Origin of the sequence: Acinetobacter halotolerans (assembly GCF_004208515.1) — a bacterium.
Taxonomy (GTDB): domain Bacteria; phylum Pseudomonadota; class Gammaproteobacteria; order Pseudomonadales; family Moraxellaceae; genus Acinetobacter; species Acinetobacter halotolerans.
In genome coordinates this window covers 360,625-378,924 of sequence record NZ_SGIM01000001.1, presented here as the reverse complement: position 1 = coordinate 378,924, position 18,300 = coordinate 360,625, and the positions used below count along the sequence as shown (strand labels likewise).

Here is an 18,300-nt window from a genome sequence, read left to right as displayed (position 1 = left end):
ATAAATTTATTGGTTATTGGGTTTCGATTTCTCTGAGCCGAATCAAACCTTCTTGGACCGTACTACAGACCAATTGCCCATTTTGCCACATCCGACCAAAATTGAGCCCGCGAGAACTCGCACTAATGGTGGCCTCCATTTCATAAAGCATCCATTCGTCTGCACGCAATGGGCGATGGAAATAAATCGTATGATCAATACTGGCACACTGTAGATTTGGAGAAATCCATGACAAGCCATGAGGACGCAATGCTGTGGTCATCAGTGTGAAATCTGAATAAAATGCCACGATCGCTTGATGCAATGAGATTTCATCTACATTTTTAGCGATATCACCATGGGTTCGAATGTAATGTGCATAATACGGCGCTTCAGGCTGCGGCTGAAAAGGATTAACTGGCTGAACTGGACGAATTTCCACATGACGTTCACGCATAAAACTGGCACGAACATTTTCAGGGACAAAATTAATCATCGCTTCTTTCAGTTCATTTTCCGACTTCAAGCTTTCAGGTGCAGGATATTCTGGTTCTTTATGTTGATAATTTAAGCCTTCTTCAGGATTGGCAAAAGAAACCATTGCCGAAAAGATAGTACGCCCATGTTGGATCGCTCGTACTTGACGACTGGCAAAGCTTTTTCCATCTCGAAGCGAATCTACTTCATAAATAATCGGAGCATCAACATCCCCGCCATAAAGGAAATACGCATGTAAAGAATGCGCAGGACGATTTGTAGTATATGAGGCCGCTCTTAATGCTTGCCCAAGCACTTGCCCACCAAATACACGTTTGCCAACCAAGTTGCGGCTATTGCCCCGAAAAATATTGGCTTCCAGCCTTTCCAGCGTCAAAAGCTCAACGAGTTCTTGCGTTAAAGCATTCATGTAATCACCTTTTTACAACAATGGGGAGAAGTAACGAGAGCCGTAGCCAAGCGGTATTTTGCTTAAAACTTAGGGCGGAGCAAGAATAATCATATTAATCGAGATTAGTCGATTAATATAGATTGTAGCCAAGATAAAATGATTTACCCATCGCATTATTATATTTATACCCGCTAAAAATACGATTTTTAACGATAAAATCTACCAAATACGCTATATTTTGTCAGAAAATAGCATACCGTTTTATGTCAGAATACAGCAGAATGTCGTGTTCATCATGACTTGATGTTAGGGTTATATTTAGGAGTTCGTAATGTCCAAGACAGGATTTGGTCAGATGTATCGTCAACTTTCGAGTAAGTTACTTGACCTTGTGGTAACCCCGCATGTTCTTGGTGAAGTTCCTGTAGAATCCACCACAACAGAACAAAGCCCAGCCGATCCAAATAAAATCGTATGCTATGTATTACAAAACTATTCGCATAGTAATGCGCTGGTGGTCGATGGTGAGACGCGTCGCCTTAAGCTGAAACCTGCGCTAGATCCTTTGAGTTTTGGCAACTATCAAGAAAAAAATTCAGTCCTTTTTTTACATCAGAACGATAATATTTTCTTCAATACCCAAACTTACCCTCCGCGTTTATTAAAACTGATCGAAGCCCTTGAGCAAAATCCTGACATTGAAGTTCAATTGATCCCTGTAACCGTACTTTGGGGACGCTCTCCAGATAAAGAAGATTCTTGGTTCAAATTATTATTTTCAGATACTTGGGCAACACCGAGTACAGTAAAGCAACTGGTCAATATTGGCTTACATGGTCGTCAATCCTACTTAGAATTCCATGACCCCCAATGTTTACGTGAATTGGTCGATTACGCCAAAACACAGCATCCAAATATTTCTCCTGCAACGTATATTGCAAGCTCACTCGATACTTATCTAGATCAACAACGTGAAGTTGTGCTCGGTCCTGATTTGTCTGATCGCCGCAATGTCATGCAGTCCGTGGTCAAAGCACCAGATGTGCAAGATGCAATTCGCCGTGAAAGCATTCATCATAAAATCAGCATGCTAGAGGCTGAACGTCGTGCCATTGGTTATGTCAATGAAATCGTTTCAGACTATTCTGCTTCCGCTGTACGTTTTGCCGATATGGCGCTGACACGTTTATGGACGCAACTCTATGACGGCGTCGAAGTACATAACTTTAGTACCGTACGTGAGCTGGCAAAAGATTATGAAATTATCTATACCCCATGTCATCGTAGCCATATTGACTATTTATTATTGTCCTATGTGATTTATAAACGCGGCTTGATGATTCCATATATCGCTGCGGGTGATAATTTAAATATGCCGTTTGTGGGGCAGTTATTACGTGGTGGTGGGGCATTCTTTATTCGCCGCTCTTTCCGCGGCAATGCACTTTATACATCTGTATTTAAAGAATATTTATATAGTATTTTATCTCGCAACACACCGATCGAATACTTTATTGAAGGCGGACGTTCCCGTACAGGACGTTTACTTCCACCTAAAACAGGCATGTTAGCAATGACCATTCAAGGTCACCTTCGTGGACCTGCCAAACCGATCGTATTCTTACCTACTTATATTGGCTATGAACGCTTGATGGAAGGCGCGACCTACGTTGGTGAAATGCAAGGTAAGCCGAAAGAAGCTGAATCTATTTTTGGTATCTTAAAAACGTTACGTAAAATCGAAAGAATTTTCGGTAAAGTTCACGTCAACTTCGGTGAACCTGTTTTCTTGGATGATATTTTAAAACAGCATCAAGCAGACAATGTTCACGTCGAAAAAAATGATGCGCCTATTTCAGCCGAAATCTCCAATGTGGTTGCAAGCTCTGCCAATCTAATTTTAGAAAACATTAACCGTGCTGTGGTTGTTAACCCTGTTTCATTGCTTTCTTTGGTGTTATTGGCGACACCAAAACATACGCTGGACGAGGAAATCTGTATAAAACAGCTCGATATCTACCGAGACCTCGTCACCCAACAGCCTTATGATGAACGTACGCAAGTGACATCATTATCAGGTAAAGAAATCATTGCTTATGGTTTAAAACTTAAACTGATCAAACGTGTTCAGCATGTCTTGGGCGATATTATTGCAATTGAAGATAATCAAGCGGTATTGCTCACCTATTTCCGTAATAATATTTTGCATGCCTTTGTATTACCGTCTTTGGTTGCGTCATTGGTTGAGCATAACGGTAAGATTAATAAAGCAGATCTAAGTAATGTCATTCGTACCTTGTATCCGTTCTTAAAAGCCGAGCTGTTTATGAAATGGCAGCCATCTGAACTACAGCAACACATTGATAGCTATATCGATGCGCTGGTTCAGCTAGGTCTGATTTTCCAAGATCATGATGACAACTTGTTTAGCCCAACGCCAAATAGCGAAGAGCATCAAAAGCTTTTAACTTTGGCGATGCCGGTCAAACAAAGTTTAGAACGCTACTACATGACGCTTGCCCTGATTACGCAACGTGGTTCTGGCAATATTTCGACCAAGCAAGTTGAAGAATTAAGTCATTTGTTAGGCCAGCGTTTATCTGTGCTTTATGAGTTCAACTCACCAGAATTCTTTGATAAATCATTGTTCCAGAGTTTTATCAAGGTGCTGACTCAGCAAAATTATATTCGCAATAATGAACAAGGTTTCATTGAATATGATGATAACTTCAGCGAAATGGCTGCAGGTGCGCGACTTGTTTTAGATGAAACCACCTTACAAATGTTGCAACACATCACCACATTCAGTGATGAAGAACTTGCAACTGCTTTAGAGGCAATGGCATCACAACAAGCCAAACGTCGCCTTAAACGTAAAAAAGCTTAAAAGCAAAAACAATAACGGCAACTTCGGTTGCCGTTATTGTTTATCTATCTTCGACATTCGATGTATTTGGGTTCATCCAAACACCTTAAACGTTTGATTAGTTCAACAAAATAAGCATCATAATAGCCAGATGCCACAAAACGATTACGAATTCGCATTACCAAAGCATCATAACCTTGCTTTTCATAAGCTGAAATGTCCGCCCAATAATACGCAGGCAATTGATTTTCCCATTGAATTGCTTGTGCAGCCAACACATGGCTATTTTTGACAAACCAAGTTCGAATATTCTGACCAAAACCCGCTGGATATCCCTGAGGGCGGATCACAATATTGACAGCAAAATAAGCTAATGGGAAATTGACTACTTGGGTCGCTTCACCAAATTCCTTCTTGAGGTTATATGGCAACACGCCATAAGCTGGTGCACCCAAGATATCAATTTTCTTTTGCTTGAATAGGTCTATGGCATTGGCAAAATCCACATAAACAGGTTTTGCGCCCACACTTTGTGCTAAAGCCAGTTGCGGTGGATTATCCACCAAAATCCCAATAGTCTTATTTTTTAGTTGTGAGACTTTTTGGATCTTTTGGGTATTCATGATCATATAGACTGTACCCACTGGAATCATGCCAACCACTTCATACTCGGAACCAATCATACGTTTTTCGACGTTCGGATTGGTAAACAGCTGTAAAAACACACGTGCCGTACGATTATTTGGAATGAGACCAATACCACTGGTGCTACCCATAAATTGATTATAACGATAGGTATTAAAATTCGAGGCGACCAAACCCGAACATTCTTTTTGATCAAATGCATGGATCGCCTCGTTTTCATTTTTGAAAGTTTTAAATTTCAATTGGACTTGGCTATTTTGCGCATGTAATCGAATATCATGTAAACGGCGACTAATATCCCCCTGTGTACTCAAAGGATCAAATACACACCATACCTTTTCACTCGCCCAACTCATTGTCGTCATTAAGCCAAGTAACATCGAGCAAATTATTTTTTTCATATATACCCCTTAATGTCTTAGCGCAATCCATGTACACATATCGGCTTCAATGAGCCCTGTACTCACAGATATTAAAAATCAAGAATCCCATCCAAAAAGAACAACTACGTCACATTTTAATCAAAATTTCATTTATTACTATGTGCCATTAGCGCCTCAGCATAGTCATTAAAGCAAATCAAATGGTCAAATTTAAAAGCTGTTCTCGCCAGTCTCGTCGCATAAATTCGCTTGCCCGTATGTTGTTTAGATACAAGCTGTAAAGGAGGTAAATTAAGTTGTTGCTGAAACCAAAGTAGGATTTCATGCATCGGTAAAGGCGTATTGTTGCTGACAATATAACTGGATTCTACTTCTGAAAGATCAGCTAACATGGCCAAAAACTTGGCTAAGTCATCGATATGAATCCGATTACTATAATGAACTGTAGGATAAGTAAGCGTCTGTTGTGCCAATCTTTTTAATCGAACAATCGATGTCCCGTAAATTCCCGCAGGTCGAACGATGATACTGTGTTGTGGATAGTAGGCTTGCCATAGAAGCTCCATCTTACGCAGCAAATGCCCTTGCTCATCCGCAGGTTGAATCAACGAATCATCGTCGATTCGCTCACCAGCACTTTCCCCATAGACCCGAGTTGAAGAAACGATAATGATGCGTTGTACTGGATGTGATTTTAAGGCCCGAACAATCGGCTCAACACTATCAACATAGGTTTGTTGATAAGCATCAATGCCACTTTGAGATGGTGCGAGAATCACATAAACCACATCAATTGGACGAAATGCTGTTAAATCAAGTCGCTGCACGTCTTGAATAGCATGAGTCGCATAACAATCTGTTTTTTCACTACGACTAATTGTGCTAATGTGGTGACCACACTCAAATAAGTGTTTAGCGACACGCTGAGATGTTTTACCATAACCAATAAATAAAATATGCATACATGTCCTTGATCAAATATGAGTTCAGTCCAGCAGTTACAAGGCGTTGGTGCTAGCGCAGCAACCTTATTAGAAAAGCTTCATATTTTTAGCACGGATGATTTATTGTTTCATCTTCCCCGTGACTATGAAGATCGTAGCACGATTATTCCGATGAATCAGTTGGTTGTTGGACGCAGCTATTTGCTTGAAGGTGAGGTCAGATCCGTCGATTTCCCACCGGGAAAGAAAAAATCCCTTGCCGCTTTATTGCAAGATGATTTCGGCAAAGTTACTTTGCGTTTTTATCATATCTATAAAGGCTTAACAGATCGCATCCAAATGGGTGCTCGATTACGTATCTTTGGTGAAGTGCGCGTTGGTGCTCGTGGTTTAGAACTGTATCACCCCGAAATCCAAGTCATCCACCAGCATACCGCATTGCCTCAAACGCAGCTCACCGCGATTTATCCAAGTACTGAAGGTCTGACACAGCCAAAGTTACGTGAATATGTTCGTCAGGCTTTAAAACATCATAGTGATGATCTGCCTGAACTGCTACCGAGTAAATACAGCAATGGCTATGAACTCAAACAAGCACTACATTACATTCATGAACCGCCAGTTGATGCCAATATGCTGCAACTCAATCAAGGCTCACATCCCGCACAGCAACGCTTAATCTTTGAAGAATTAGTGGCTCACCAGATTAGTTTACTTACTCGTCGTGCTTTTATTCGACAGATCGCTGCGCCACGTTTTAGCAGCAGCAAAGTTCTAGCAAAAAAACTCTTAGAAGCGCTCCCCTTTCAAATGACCAATGCGCAAAAACGTGTTTCTAAAGAAATTTTACAAGATCTAAAACAAGATCAACCAATGTTACGCTTAGTTCAAGGCGATGTCGGTGCAGGTAAAACCTTGGTCGCTGCAGTAGCGGCCTGTCATGCGCTAGAAGCAGATTGGCAAGTGGCATTGATGGCACCCACTGAAATCTTAGCTGAACAGCATTATTTGAACTTTAAACGTTGGTTCGAACCTTTAGGGATTCAAGTTGCATGGCTATCGGGCAAACAGAAAGGTAAAGCACGTACGCACGCCGAACAACAGATTAAAGAAGGACATTCGCAGCTCATCGTCGGCACACATGCGCTATTCCAAGACAATGTTGAATTTTCCAAACTTGGCTTAGTAATCATTGATGAACAACATCGCTTCGGCGTGGATCAGCGCCTTGCACTTAGAAATAAAGGCGTAGATCAATTTACGCCCCATCAGTTGGTCATGACGGCAACCCCTATTCCCCGCACCCTCGCTATGAGTGCTTATGGTGATTTAGATACATCGGTTATTGATGAACTGCCACCAGGACGTACACCGATTCAAACCGTGACTATTCCATTAGATCGTCGTGAACAAGTCCTACAACGAATCGCAACCAACTGCCGAGAAGGCAAACAGGCTTATTGGGTATGCACACTCGTGGAACAGTCTGAAACTCTAGATGCTCAAGCGGCAGAAGCTACCTATCAGGAAATCAGAGAACGCTTTCCCGATATAAACATCGGACTGGTGCATGGAAAAATGAAAGCCGATGAGAAGCAATCAGTCATGCAAGCCTTTAAAGACAACCAACTACAACTGCTCATTGCCACTACTGTCATCGAGGTTGGTGTGGACGTTCCCAATGCATCGATTATGGTGATTGAAAATGCAGAACGTTTAGGACTTTCACAACTCCACCAACTCCGTGGTCGCGTGGGACGTGGCGCCACTGCGAGTTTCTGCGCATTATTGTACAAAGTCCCTTTGTCGCAAAATGGTCAGGAGCGGCTTTCTATTTTGCGTGAAAGTAATGATGGTTTCGTGATTGCTGAAAAAGACTTAGAAATACGGGGGCCTGGCGAGCTATTAGGTACCAAACAAACTGGTGATATGGGCTTTCGTGTTGCAAGGTTAGAACGTGATGACCACCTACTAACTCAAGCACACTACGTTGCGGAACAGATTTTAAAAGATTACCCACAACACGCAGCAGGATTACTCAAACGCTGGTTACCTAAAGCACCGCGTTATGCCTATGTTTAAATCCCTCAGTACACACGCACAACGACTTTTTGATTATGTGACGCCATGTAGTCTATGTGAGGTCGGCATCAAGCAACAGTTTGGTGTTTGTCAAAGCTGTTGGCAACAATTGCCGTGGTTAAAACAACAAATCCAACGCAATCAACAACAAGTATATGTCGCTTGTCATTATGACTATCCGATCAATCGTATTATTCAACAGTTCAAATATGAGCAAAAATTACAGCATCAAAGATTATTAAATGGTTTGTTGTTACGGCTTCGACTTCCAAAAGTCCACGCAATCGTTCCGATGCCCATTTCAACCGATCGTTTAGTAGAACGAGGTTTCAATCAAACACTACTATTAGCCAAAGCGCTCGGTAAAACATTAAAAATCCCTGTTTGGCAACCGATACAGCGCTTGGCACAACATTCGCAAAAAGGATTATCACGCATAGAAAGACTGGAGAATATTGAACAGCAGTTTGTTGCCAAATCATCCAATACAATTTGCTATAGAACAGTGCTGATTTTAGATGATGTGATGACCACAGGCAGCTCTATCACCGCACTTTCTCAGGCTTTAGAACAACTTGGCTGTCAAAAAATTTATGCCGCGTGTCTCGCAGCGGGACAAGTAAAAGATCGCCCTAGCTCAATCGATTTTGCTGACACCATGGAATCACAACTTCGCTAGTCAGTGGCGCCAAATGTGTTGCTTGATCAGTCAAATCAATCCATTTCATCTCAGCAATTTCAGCTGCAATCTGCGGCTTTTGTTTTAATTGAACCGAATAAACATAACTCACCAAAACATGATCTGGCTCATTGGCTGCGGCAGTTTCAAACTGTCCAACAAAATGTTTAATCTCACATTCACAACCAATTTCTTCCAAAATCTCACGCTGAATCGCAAGCTCGGGGGCTTCATTTTCTTCTAATTTACCGCCGACTTGCATAAATGCCTGTGTATTCTGTTTACGAACCAATAATAATTGATTCTGATCGTTCAAGATAATCGCGGCAGCAACAGTAATCGTTTTCAATGAGACTTCCTCGAACATGAGTTTCAATAGCAGGCTATTTTAGATCTCGAAAATGCAGAAAACAACCCAATAAACATGCATGCTCCTCAGCGCTATATTTATCCTCATTAAGCGACTTTCTACTCTTATGCCAGCATTAAAGCCATTTAAAAATAAATGAAATCATGACTGCGTGTAGAATGAGCAAAAGAATAGATGAAACTCTCAGTAATAAAATTGTTTTATCCAATTGTCATGCTGCTAAAGTAAGCTACAAAACATGTTTTTTGAGAAAATAACGTTTAGGCAAGTGTTTTTCGTTTCATCCTTGTCTAAAATACACGCTGACTTTCTGTAAAATGCAGAAGGCCTTATATTGACTGCGCGAGGAAAAAAGACATGCTTGAAGCCTTTTATGCCACAGAGCGCGGTAGTCTAGAAGATGCAACAATCAATGGTGGATTTGATCTACACCCAGAGTTGGTTTGGATTGACCTAATTGCGCCCTCCCAAGAAGAACAACAATGGGTTCTCGAGGCCTACGATCGCAATTTACCCACCCTAAAATCACTTGAAGACATTTCCTCATCAGCACGTTTTTATCGTGATGATGAAGGTATTTTACATATCAGTACTTACTTTCTCACCAAGAATAAAAATTTCCAATCAGATCGAGAACAAGAAGATCTTGAAAATACCCTTGCAGCAACCGTACATACAGTTGCTTTCTTGCTTGAGAAAAACCGGCTCATCACACTTCGTGGTGAAAAATTAGTCGCATTTCGAGCATTTCGAGCAAGAGCGAGACGTAATGATTATGAGATGGACTATAAAGATCCTGTTTGGATTTTATTGGGCTTATTAGAAGCTAAACTAGATGAACTTTCAGATATCTTAGAAGACACCCACCGTTATCTCGAGGAATATTCTGCAGAAGTCCTGAATGATCATCACCGTGAACAAATTCTTGATCTTGACGACATGATCACAAACCTTGCGCATCAAGAAGATATGTTAGGAAAAGCACAACTCTGTCTTACAGACTTACGTCGTGTGTTGACTTTTCTGTCACGTCCACGCGCCTTGGGTAGTCATATTTATGATGCAGATATTCGAGAAATGAGTGAGGATGTTCGTTCTTTACTAGAACATAATGCGTTCCTGTTTCAAAAACTTAAATTCTTACTCGATATCACCACTGGTTTTGCAAATACTGAAATGAATGAGACCTTTAAACGTTTCTCAATTTTACCAAGTATGCTTGCGCCACCGATGTTGATTGCTAGTATTTATGGTATGAATACTGACGTTTTGCCGTTTGCTCAAGGTAATACGAGCTTCTGGATTGTAATTACCTTGGTCACCACCTTTTTAATCGGGCCAACGCTTTATTTCCGCTGGAAAAAATGGATTTAGTCTTACTAGTGACACCCCTATTCTTAAAATAAAACGCCTCCATATATAGAGCACAATGGAGGCTGAAAATTCAAGGTTTAGTTGGTTATTGCTATAAAGCAGATCTAAACATCGGGGTTAGTAATTTATTTCCATATTCACTTAAATGATCCCCATCTCGATAAATCGGTCGTCCTTGATATTCAGCAATACACTTCCCTGTTTTACATAAAGTCGCGCTTGGGTTCAGAATATGTGCTCCACATTGAGCTGCAACACGACCTAAAATCGCATTCACTTTCCCAACTCTTGCCTGATAGGTTGCAAGAGAAATCGAAAGATCATTGCGCTTATGCTGAAATAAGACCTGTTTCGCCATCGTTTCTGGCACATCAAAGCCCATTTCAGGAATTGGTAAAACCAAATACACAGGATTAGTTCTAGTTAAAGCACAAATACTAGACTGCAAATGCTGCTCAAAGCCAAGATAAGTCTCTGCTTTAGATTCATCTTCTTGATTGAAATAAATTTCGAGTGGGTTCTTATGATCTACTTTTTCTGGATCATTCTCCCCCTCTAATTGCAGAGCGTAGCGATTAATCAGAAAGATCGGAATACCTTTTTCTTTCTGCAACAATATCGAACGCTCTTGGTTAATCGCTTCACAGTTCTCATTACTAAATTTTGCACCTAAAATATACGGACAACCTGATTTTGTTAAAGTCAGCACCCCTTCTTTTTTTAAGTCAAAAGCCGCAGCAACAGAAGTTGCGACTGCATTCGCGTGACTATCTCCCAACACAATCGCCTTGATTGGGTGAGCTTGCCCAATCTGACACGGTATAATTCGAGGATCTCGAAAACCAGGATCGCATTTATAAGGATTCGTATTATTGACTTCATCGAGAATTTTGAGGATATGAGGTGAATAATGAGATTCAACACCATTGGTTTTTTTAACCCCATAACCACAAAGAAATAAAACTAAAACCATATACAAGGGTTTTACCTTATAAATGTCTTTCCAAGTTGTGAACTTTTTAAATTTAATTTGTTCGATATATTTATAGCTTACATAACCAATTGCGATTGATAAACAAATACCATATATAGCCCAATTATTCCAAGAGAAATATAGACCAGCAACAACGAGTGGCCAATGCCAGACATAAATTGAATATGACCACTTTCCAATCGCATTAAACAATGCATTGTTTAGAAATATATTTCTTTGACTGGCACTTAAAATAATAAGATAAGCGCCTAACACAGGTAATAAAGCCCAATAACTCGGCCAAGGTGTTTGTGCTGAAAACAAAAAATAGGATGCTAAAATACAAATAATCCCGATCCATTGCATCAAAACACGATATTTAAACATTTTAGTTGGCATAGGATATAAAAATGCTAAGCCACCAAATAACATTTCCCATGCACGAGAGGACAACAAAAAATAAGCGCTTTGACTATTTTTATCTGTCGCGTAAATGGCATAACAGAAACTCATCGCACATAGCGCCAAGATAATACATTTAATTTTCTGTAAAGTGAAAAACCGTTTTAGAACCAATAGAATAACTGGGAAAAAAATATAAAACTGCCACTCTACTGAAAGCGACCATGTATGTAACAACCATTTGGTTTTCTCATTACTATCAAAATACCCGTCCCCTTTGGTAAACAATATATTTGAGGTAAATAGTGAGCTTTTTTCAACTTGTCGGCCTAAGTCTTTATAGTCAGTAGGCAATAGATAAAACCACCCAAAGACAAGAAGTACAGCTCCCATGACAGCCAATACAGGGATAATACGATTTGCCCGAGCAATATAAAATTTAAATATATTAAAGGTATTTTTTTCCATTTCATTAAAGAGAATGGATGTCATTAAAAAACCGGAAATAACAAAGAAAACATCGACTCCCGCAAAACCGCCTGATAGCCATTCAGGATTAAAATGAAAGAAAACAACAGCAAGTACTGCTATTGCTCTTAAGCTATTAATATCATAACGGAAAGTCATATATGAAATATTCTTACACCAATTTCAAAGCAAGCATTGTAAGTATAAATATAATGTCGTGGTAACATTTTCTCGTAAAAAAAGAGCTTTATAAAAAAGCTCTTTTTTCGATTCATACAATATCAAAGCAAAATAAGATCATCTTCTAAATGACACGCTTGGATGATTTTCAACATTTTCTCAGGGACATTTTTAAAATGTAGCCCTTTACTTTCAGGTGTTTGGCGCAACCATTGCACCAAAACCGCCAAAGATAAAGTACTTCCCTGTTCAAGCTGAGTAAGATCAACAACCAAAGGAAAGTGCTTATGTTGTTGAATATGCACGAGACCAGATTGATAAACTTGCTCTGCATTTTCAAAATCAATCGTCTTAGGAACGATGAGTTGTTGATCGATATACTGAATCACCCTTCACCTACTTATTTTTTAGCGACTGCAGCATCTGCATCAGGTTTAAAAGTCGCAATCGCTTTATTGATATCACCACCATTACGCTGAACTGTAGCAGCAAACTGGTTACGGAATTGCAAACCTAAGTCGATACCTGCCACATTCACATTACGGATTTTCCATTGATCACCTTTATCAATCAATTGGAATGATACTGGAATCTTTTCACCATTGTTTAAAAAGTCCAAAGTCACAACTGGATTTTTGCTGTTGCTGGCTTTATAAGGACGCATGGTATAACTTTGATTGGTATATTTTGCAAATGCACTACCGTAGTTTTCAATAATCACTTCACGGAAGTTTTTCTCAAACTGAGCACGTTGCGCTGCATTGGTATGCTGATTATTGGCATACGTTCCTAGCACGATACGTGTAAAAGCTTGTGAATCAACAAAAGGATCAAGGTTTTGACGGATAATCGTTTTTACTAATTGAGGGTTATTTTGCAGCTTTGCATGATCTGCTTTTAAGCGCGTAACCAAACCATCAGCCACACGTTTAACAAAATCCGGAGGCGTCTCTGTCGGTGCTGCAAATGCTGTACTCGCAAGCATGGTTGATAATACGCTAGCTGTTAGAGTTTGTTTCAATAATGTGTTCACTTTAAAACTCCTAAATACGATTATTCAGCAAAAGATGGTTCGTCATCTGACTGTGAAGCTGAAGTTTCAGTGCCTGACGCAACTTTGCTTGCACCACCACCAGTAATAAACTTACTGATTAAATCTTCTAGATCCATTGTGCCTTGGGTATTTGAAACGACATCACCACGTTTTAAGTAGTCAACGCCACCACCTGGAATGACTTTCAAATATTTCTCACCCAATAAACCATTGGTTGCTACCATTATATAAGCATCTTCATCGAGGCTGGTAATGGAGGTCATGTTACTGATCAGTTGCTGTTCCATTGCTTTTTGTTTCGTCGCATCAGCTTGCTGATAATCCGAACTATAGCGCAATTCTTCAAGCGCATTTTGTTGCACTACTTTTAGCTGCTCTGCATTGAAGCTGGTGAGTTTCCCATCTAAATCAAATTTGACGGTTGCGAGGCGCGAGACTGGATCAAGCGTAATAGACTCAACACGACCAATCGTTACACCACTCATGGTCACTTTTGCACGTGCTTTTAAACCATTTACGTTGTCAAATTGAGCCGTCATACTATAACTATCACGCAGGTTGGTACCTGCCAAGCCGCTGACTTTCATCGCAAGAAAAAACAACGCAATACCGAAGATAATGACAAAAATACCTACGGCCAGCTCACTAATACGTGATTTCATTAAATCCCTCCGAACATGACCGCAGTCAACACGAAATCAAAACCTAATACACAAAGTGAAGAATATACGACTGTTCTGGTCATAGACGTCGCGATACCTTCGGGAGTTGGATCACAGGCATAACCTTGATACACCGCCACCCATGTACAAATCAGAGCAAAAACAATACTTTTAATAATGCCATTTACAACATCGTGTCCGAACTGCACACTACTTTGCATACCGCCCCAGAATGAACCTTCATCCACCCCGAGAAAATCGACCCCAACCATTTTGCCGCCTACAATACCAATAGCAGCAAAAATCACAGTCAACATCGGCAAGCTCACGATCCCAGCCCATAAGCGTGGAGATACGATTTGACGCAGTGGATCAACACCAATCATTTCCATACTGGCCAGTTGCTCACTCTGTTTCATGGAACCAATTTCCGCCGTCAAAGCTGAACCTGCACGTCCTGCAAATAACAACGCAGCAACCACAGGTGCAAGTTCACGCAGCAAAGTTAAAGACACCATGGTGCCTAGCATTGCTTCACTGCCGACATTGACCAAAATCGAGTAACCTTGTAAACCCAACACTAAGCCAATAAATAAACCAGAAACTGAGATGATCAATAAAGACATCACCCCAACACGATACATCTGATAAATAAAGCGTTGAAAACCACCTTTCGATGGCATTGAAAATAAAATTTGTAGGAGCATCAGTGACGCAGCACCAATCCCCTTTATTCGCTCAATAACGAGTCTACCTAACCAGGCAATCGCATTCATGGACGAACCTCGTTATCTAAATAAGCTTGGTGAGTAAATTGATATTCGACAGGTCCCTCAACTGAACCTGTTAAAAACTGACGAACAAATGGTGAAGCATGTGTTTTTAATTGTTCAGGTGTACCTTCGCCCTGAATTTTGCCTTCTGCAACAACATAAATGTAATCTGCAATCGACAAAGTCTCTGCCACATCGTGCGAAACAATAATTGTCGTTAAATCTAATGCTTCTCGTAGTGAACGAATCAAACGCGTCAAAATCCCTTTCACGATCGGATCTTGGCCTGCAAAGGGTTCGTCATACATAATCAATTCAGGATCAAGTGCAATCGCACGTGCTAAAGCAACGCGGCGATTCATCCCGCCTGATAGTTCTGAAGGCATGAGTTGTTCAGCACCGCGCAACCCTACAGATTCGAGTTTTAAGGCGACCAATTCTGCAATCAGGTGCTCAGACAACTTGGTGTGTGCTCGAATCGGAAATGCAACATTTTCATACACAGACATATCTGTAAATAATGCGCCACTTTGAAATAACATTCCCATACGCGCACGTGCAGCAAACAATTCAAGACGTGACATTGAGGCAATATTTTTACCATCGAGTAAAACTTCACCTTGATCTGGACTTAACTGTCCTCCAATCAAACGTAATAAAGTCGTTTTACCTGTACCCGATGGTCCCATAATTGCTGTAATTTGACCACGTCGAATTTTTAGGCTGATATCGTCATAAATGACGCGTTCTCCTCGATTAAAGCTCAAGTTTCTAACTTCAATTAAGGCTTCAGTATCGAGAGGAGATTTGTTATTCATAATGGCATTCATTCCTGCACTTTTTATGCACGCATACTATACACCGAAAGATTAAATCGTTGTTTTTATTTTGATAAGGGATGTATGAAGATTATTTAATTTATGTAGTTATTCTTTGGATCAACTTCGCTCGTAATTTGATGCAAATTTGCATTTAAACGATCAGGATTACTTTGATCAAAGACCGCATAGGCAAAAAATAAACCATTACATATCATCATAATCACAAATAGACATGGCAATCCTTCATGACAAGTAAAAGACCATATTTGATTTAAAAGACTGTTATTCTGTTTCATCCTATTCATTTCTTGTATAAAGTTTGAATTAGTGCACATTTTTATGATTTTACATGACTAAGCATAAATAAAAAAGCCAGTTTTTCAACTGGCTTCTTTTTTATCAATTAATAATCGTTTTTCCGACGACGGTCACCACCGAAGCCACCTTCACGCGGTGCTGCTGGGCGATCACCAAAATCACGTTTCGGACGATCTTCGCCACCGAAAGTACGCTTAGGACGATCTTCACCACCGAAAGTACGTTTCGGGCGATCTTCGCCACCGAAAGTACGCTTAGGACGGTCTTCACCACCGAAAGTACGTTTCGGACGATCATCACCAGCAAAGCTACGTTTCGGACGGTCACCAAAACCACCTTCACGTGGAGCTGCTGGACGATCACCAAAATCACGCTTAGGACGATCACCAAAACCACCCTCACGACGTGGTTTATAGTCTACGCGGTTACCACGGTTATCATCATTCGAGTCAAAACGCGGTTTATCATTGAAACCACCTTCACGACGCGGTGGACGATCACCAAAATCACGACGCGGACGATCTTCACCACCGAAAGTACGCTTAGGACGATCATCTACACCACCTTCACGGCGTGGACGGTCTGAATTAAAATCGCGACGTGGACGATCTTCGCCACCAAAGCTACGTTGTGGACGATCACCAAACCCACCTTCACGGCGTGGTGGACGATCACCAAAATCACGCTTAGGACGATCATCACCATAAGATGGACGATCACCACGTGGTTTATCATCAAAGCTACGACGTGGACGGTCATCACCACCTTCACGACGTTTGAAGTTGCTTTCGCCTTCAAAACGACGACCGCCGCCACCATTGCCGCTACGACCACGGCCTGCACCGCCATTACCACTGCGACCGCGACCACCACCATCACGACCTGAACGAGCAGGAGGTGGAGATGGCTCTAAACCTTCGATTTCAGAAACACTTAAACGTGCATCCAAATAATCTTCTAAAGCACGAATTTTACCGCGCTCACGGTAAGTCGCTAAAGTAATTGCTTGACCTGAACGACCTGCACGACCTGTACGACCGATACGGTGTACATAGTCTTCATTTTTCATTGGTAAACCGAAGTTAATCACGTGAGAAATGGTTGGTACGTCTAAACCACGCGCTGCAACATCTGTCGCAACTAAGATTTTTGCACGACCTTCACGGATACTACGTAAACGACGGTTACGAACTGTTTGTGGCATTGCACCGTGCAACGCAACAACAGAGTGACCCGCTTCAGCTAACTCTTCAGCAAGCATATCGGTATCTTCTTGCGTGCTCGCAAATACAACTGCTTGATCTACTGATTCATCAGACAACCAATGCGTAAGTAATTTTTTCTTGTGCTCGAAACCATCAGTCCAATGCAATGTTTGAGTAACATCAGTATTGGTACTATGACCAGTTTCGATTGCGATACGTACAGGGTTATTCATCATACGTTCAGCAAGACGAATAATACGATCTGCAAATGTCGCAGAGAACATCAATGTTTGTTTACGATTTGCAGCCAATTCACCAATTGCTTCTAGATCTTCAGAGAAACCTAGATCAAGCATACGGTCTGCTTCATCAACGATTAATGATTCAACTTTATCTAATTTAATTTGACGACGGTTAACAAGATCAAGCAAACGACCAGGCGTTGCAACGACAACTTGCGCACCTTTAAGCTGTTGAATTTGTTTACCAAAAGGCATACCGCCCATAATCGCAGCAATACGAACACCTTTCATGTGACGTACCAATGCAATCGCATCTTGACTTACTTGTTGTGCCAACTCACGAGTAGGAGAAATCACTAAAATCGTAGGTTGAGTCACAGCTTTCATGCGGTCTTTAAAAGAAGCAAATGCTTCTTCGCCCGCTAAAGAATTAAGTGTAGGCAATAAAAATGCTGCTGTCTTACCAGAACCTGTCTGGCTAGAAACCAATAAATCTTTTCCTTCTAACGCAGCAGGAATTGCTTGTTCTTGTACAGGAGTTGGGGTTGTAAAACCTAAACCTTCAAGCGCTTGTTGTAAGGTTTCATGTAATGAAAATTCGGCAAAAGTTTTGCTCATAGAGAGTTTCACCCTTGTGGGTGCTCCATTTTAATAAATACAAAAAATAGACATCGGCAACAGGCGGCAAAGCGACTCAAGCTGAAAATAAATGAGATTCAGCGGCGATCCGAATAACGACGATGTGGACTAAACGCACGCTTGATTACTGCTTCAACCTGAAGAATCGCTAAGCGATTTGGGCGCAAGATGTGGTCCTCTCTATGGACAGCGAGCGCAAAATATGAATAGAACAGAATGTTCAGGTAATGAACTGGAATTTCAGTGCGTGGGCGGAGTATAGCAGAAAGTTTAAGAATGTCACGCTTTTTAATTGTTTTTCCTATTAAGTTGTCTTTATTCATCGCCCAATAAGCGACCTTTCAACAAAAAT

15 protein-coding genes are annotated in these 18,300 nt (G+C 40.9%); 4 read left to right on the top strand and 11 right to left on the bottom strand.

Annotation, left to right across the window (positions count from 1 at the left end; all coding sequences use genetic code 11):
- Positions 1-13: 13 nt before the first annotated feature.
- Positions 14-886 carry an acyl-CoA thioesterase gene (locus tag EXE30_RS01760; RefSeq protein WP_130160937.1) on the bottom strand — a complete coding sequence of 291 codons (873 nt, stop codon included), beginning with the start codon at positions 884-886 and terminating at the stop codon, positions 14-16.
- A 313-nt stretch (positions 887-1,199) separates the two neighbouring features.
- Between EXE30_RS01760 and plsB the strand changes: the two genes are divergently transcribed.
- Positions 1,200-3,755: a glycerol-3-phosphate 1-O-acyltransferase PlsB gene (plsB, locus tag EXE30_RS01755; RefSeq protein ID WP_130160936.1), complete on the top strand. Its 2,556-nt coding sequence runs from the start codon at positions 1,200-1,202 to the stop codon at positions 3,753-3,755.
- 44 nt (positions 3,756-3,799) lie between these two features.
- On the opposite strand, the gene EXE30_RS01750 is transcribed toward plsB, so the two are convergent.
- Both EXE30_RS01750 and EXE30_RS01745 read right to left on the bottom strand, forming a co-directional pair.
- Positions 3,800-4,780, bottom strand: a complete 981-nt coding sequence (locus EXE30_RS01750; RefSeq protein ID WP_130160935.1) for a putative solute-binding protein — start codon at positions 4,778-4,780, stop codon at positions 3,800-3,802.
- A 128-nt stretch (positions 4,781-4,908) separates the two neighbouring features.
- On the bottom strand, positions 4,909-5,724 hold the full coding sequence (locus EXE30_RS01745) for an NAD-dependent epimerase/dehydratase family protein (protein ID WP_130160934.1): 816 nt from the start codon (positions 5,722-5,724) through the stop codon (positions 4,909-4,911).
- Positions 5,725-5,742: 18 nt separating this feature from the next.
- Here EXE30_RS01745 and recG point away from each other — a divergent pair, with 18 nt between their 5' ends.
- A complete protein-coding gene (gene recG, locus EXE30_RS01740; protein ID WP_130160933.1) occupies positions 5,743-7,788 on the top strand; it encodes an ATP-dependent DNA helicase RecG in 2,046 nt (681 codons plus the stop codon).
- On the top strand, positions 7,781-8,467 hold the full coding sequence (locus EXE30_RS01735) for a ComF family protein (protein WP_130160982.1): 687 nt from the start codon (positions 7,781-7,783) through the stop codon (positions 8,465-8,467). The genes recG and EXE30_RS01735 overlap by 8 nt, the downstream gene beginning before the upstream one ends.
- Here EXE30_RS01735 and EXE30_RS01730 read toward each other — a convergent pair.
- Positions 8,421-8,816, bottom strand: coding sequence for an NUDIX hydrolase (locus tag EXE30_RS01730; protein ID WP_171457308.1), 396 nt, complete (start codon positions 8,814-8,816; stop codon positions 8,421-8,423). The genes EXE30_RS01735 and EXE30_RS01730 overlap by 47 nt on opposite strands.
- A 378-nt stretch (positions 8,817-9,194) precedes the next feature.
- Between EXE30_RS01730 and EXE30_RS01725 the strand changes: the two genes are divergently transcribed.
- Positions 9,195-10,211, top strand: coding sequence for a CorA family divalent cation transporter (locus EXE30_RS01725; protein ID WP_130160931.1), 1,017 nt, complete (start codon positions 9,195-9,197; stop codon positions 10,209-10,211).
- A 91-nt stretch (positions 10,212-10,302) separates the two neighbouring features.
- On the opposite strand, the gene EXE30_RS01720 is transcribed toward EXE30_RS01725, so the two are convergent.
- The 7 genes from EXE30_RS01720 to EXE30_RS01685 all read right to left on the bottom strand — a co-directional run bounded on the left by EXE30_RS01720 (position 10,303) and on the right by EXE30_RS01685 (position 17,927).
- Positions 10,303-12,213 (bottom strand): acyltransferase family protein, encoded by a 1,911-nt coding sequence (locus EXE30_RS01720; protein ID WP_130160930.1) that lies wholly within the window; start codon positions 12,211-12,213, stop codon positions 10,303-10,305.
- Between the two features lie 122 nt (positions 12,214-12,335).
- The gene (locus EXE30_RS01715) at positions 12,336-12,623 is read right to left on the bottom strand and encodes an STAS domain-containing protein (protein WP_130160929.1); all 288 of its coding nucleotides are present in this window, start codon (positions 12,621-12,623) and stop codon (positions 12,336-12,338) included.
- 11 nt (positions 12,624-12,634) lie between these two features.
- On the bottom strand, positions 12,635-13,267 hold the full coding sequence (locus EXE30_RS01710; protein WP_130160928.1) for an MlaC/ttg2D family ABC transporter substrate-binding protein: 633 nt from the start codon (positions 13,265-13,267) through the stop codon (positions 12,635-12,637).
- A 20-nt stretch (positions 13,268-13,287) separates the two neighbouring features.
- Positions 13,288-13,950, bottom strand: coding sequence for an outer membrane lipid asymmetry maintenance protein MlaD (gene mlaD / locus EXE30_RS01705; protein ID WP_130160927.1), 663 nt, complete (start codon positions 13,948-13,950; stop codon positions 13,288-13,290).
- Positions 13,950-14,726 carry a lipid asymmetry maintenance ABC transporter permease subunit MlaE gene (mlaE, locus tag EXE30_RS01700; protein ID WP_130160926.1) on the bottom strand — a complete coding sequence of 259 codons (777 nt, stop codon included), beginning with the start codon at positions 14,724-14,726 and terminating at the stop codon, positions 13,950-13,952. The genes mlaD and mlaE overlap by 1 nt, the downstream gene beginning before the upstream one ends.
- Positions 14,723-15,541: an ABC transporter ATP-binding protein gene (locus EXE30_RS01695; RefSeq protein ID WP_130160925.1), complete on the bottom strand. Its 819-nt coding sequence runs from the start codon at positions 15,539-15,541 to the stop codon at positions 14,723-14,725. The genes mlaE and EXE30_RS01695 overlap by 4 nt, the downstream gene beginning before the upstream one ends.
- Before the next feature lie 406 nt (positions 15,542-15,947).
- Positions 15,948-17,927 (bottom strand): DEAD/DEAH box helicase, encoded by a 1,980-nt coding sequence (locus tag EXE30_RS01685; protein ID WP_130160923.1) that lies wholly within the window; start codon positions 17,925-17,927, stop codon positions 15,948-15,950.
- Positions 17,928-18,300 lie beyond the last annotated feature (373 nt).

Excerpts from the sequence above, each read along its gene's own strand:
- mlaD (WP_130160927.1), bottom strand. The coding sequence starts at position 13,950 with ATGAAATCACGTATTAGTGAGCTGGCCGTAGGTATTTTTGTCATTATC.
- EXE30_RS01685 (WP_130160923.1), bottom strand. The coding sequence starts at position 17,927 with ATGAGCAAAACTTTTGCCGAATTTTCATTACATGAAACCTTACAACAA.
- plsB (WP_130160936.1), top strand. The coding sequence starts at position 1,200 with ATGTCCAAGACAGGATTTGGTCAGATGTATCGTCAACTTTCGAGTAAG.
- EXE30_RS01695 (WP_130160925.1), bottom strand. The coding sequence starts at position 15,541 with ATGAATAACAAATCTCCTCTCGATACTGAAGCCTTAATTGAAGTTAGA.
- EXE30_RS01750 (WP_130160935.1), bottom strand. The coding sequence starts at position 4,780 with ATGAAAAAAATAATTTGCTCGATGTTACTTGGCTTAATGACGACAATG.
- EXE30_RS01735 (WP_130160982.1), top strand. The coding sequence starts at position 7,781 with ATGTTTAAATCCCTCAGTACACACGCACAACGACTTTTTGATTATGTG.
- EXE30_RS01745 (WP_130160934.1), bottom strand. The coding sequence starts at position 5,724 with ATGCATATTTTATTTATTGGTTATGGTAAAACATCTCAGCGTGTCGCT.
- EXE30_RS01720 (WP_130160930.1), bottom strand. The coding sequence starts at position 12,213 with ATGACTTTCCGTTATGATATTAATAGCTTAAGAGCAATAGCAGTACTT.
- recG (WP_130160933.1), top strand. The coding sequence starts at position 5,743 with ATGAGTTCAGTCCAGCAGTTACAAGGCGTTGGTGCTAGCGCAGCAACC.
- EXE30_RS01760 (WP_130160937.1), bottom strand. The coding sequence starts at position 886 with ATGAATGCTTTAACGCAAGAACTCGTTGAGCTTTTGACGCTGGAAAGG.
- EXE30_RS01725 (WP_130160931.1), top strand. The coding sequence starts at position 9,195 with ATGCTTGAAGCCTTTTATGCCACAGAGCGCGGTAGTCTAGAAGATGCA.
- mlaE (WP_130160926.1), bottom strand. The coding sequence starts at position 14,726 with ATGAATGCGATTGCCTGGTTAGGTAGACTCGTTATTGAGCGAATAAAG.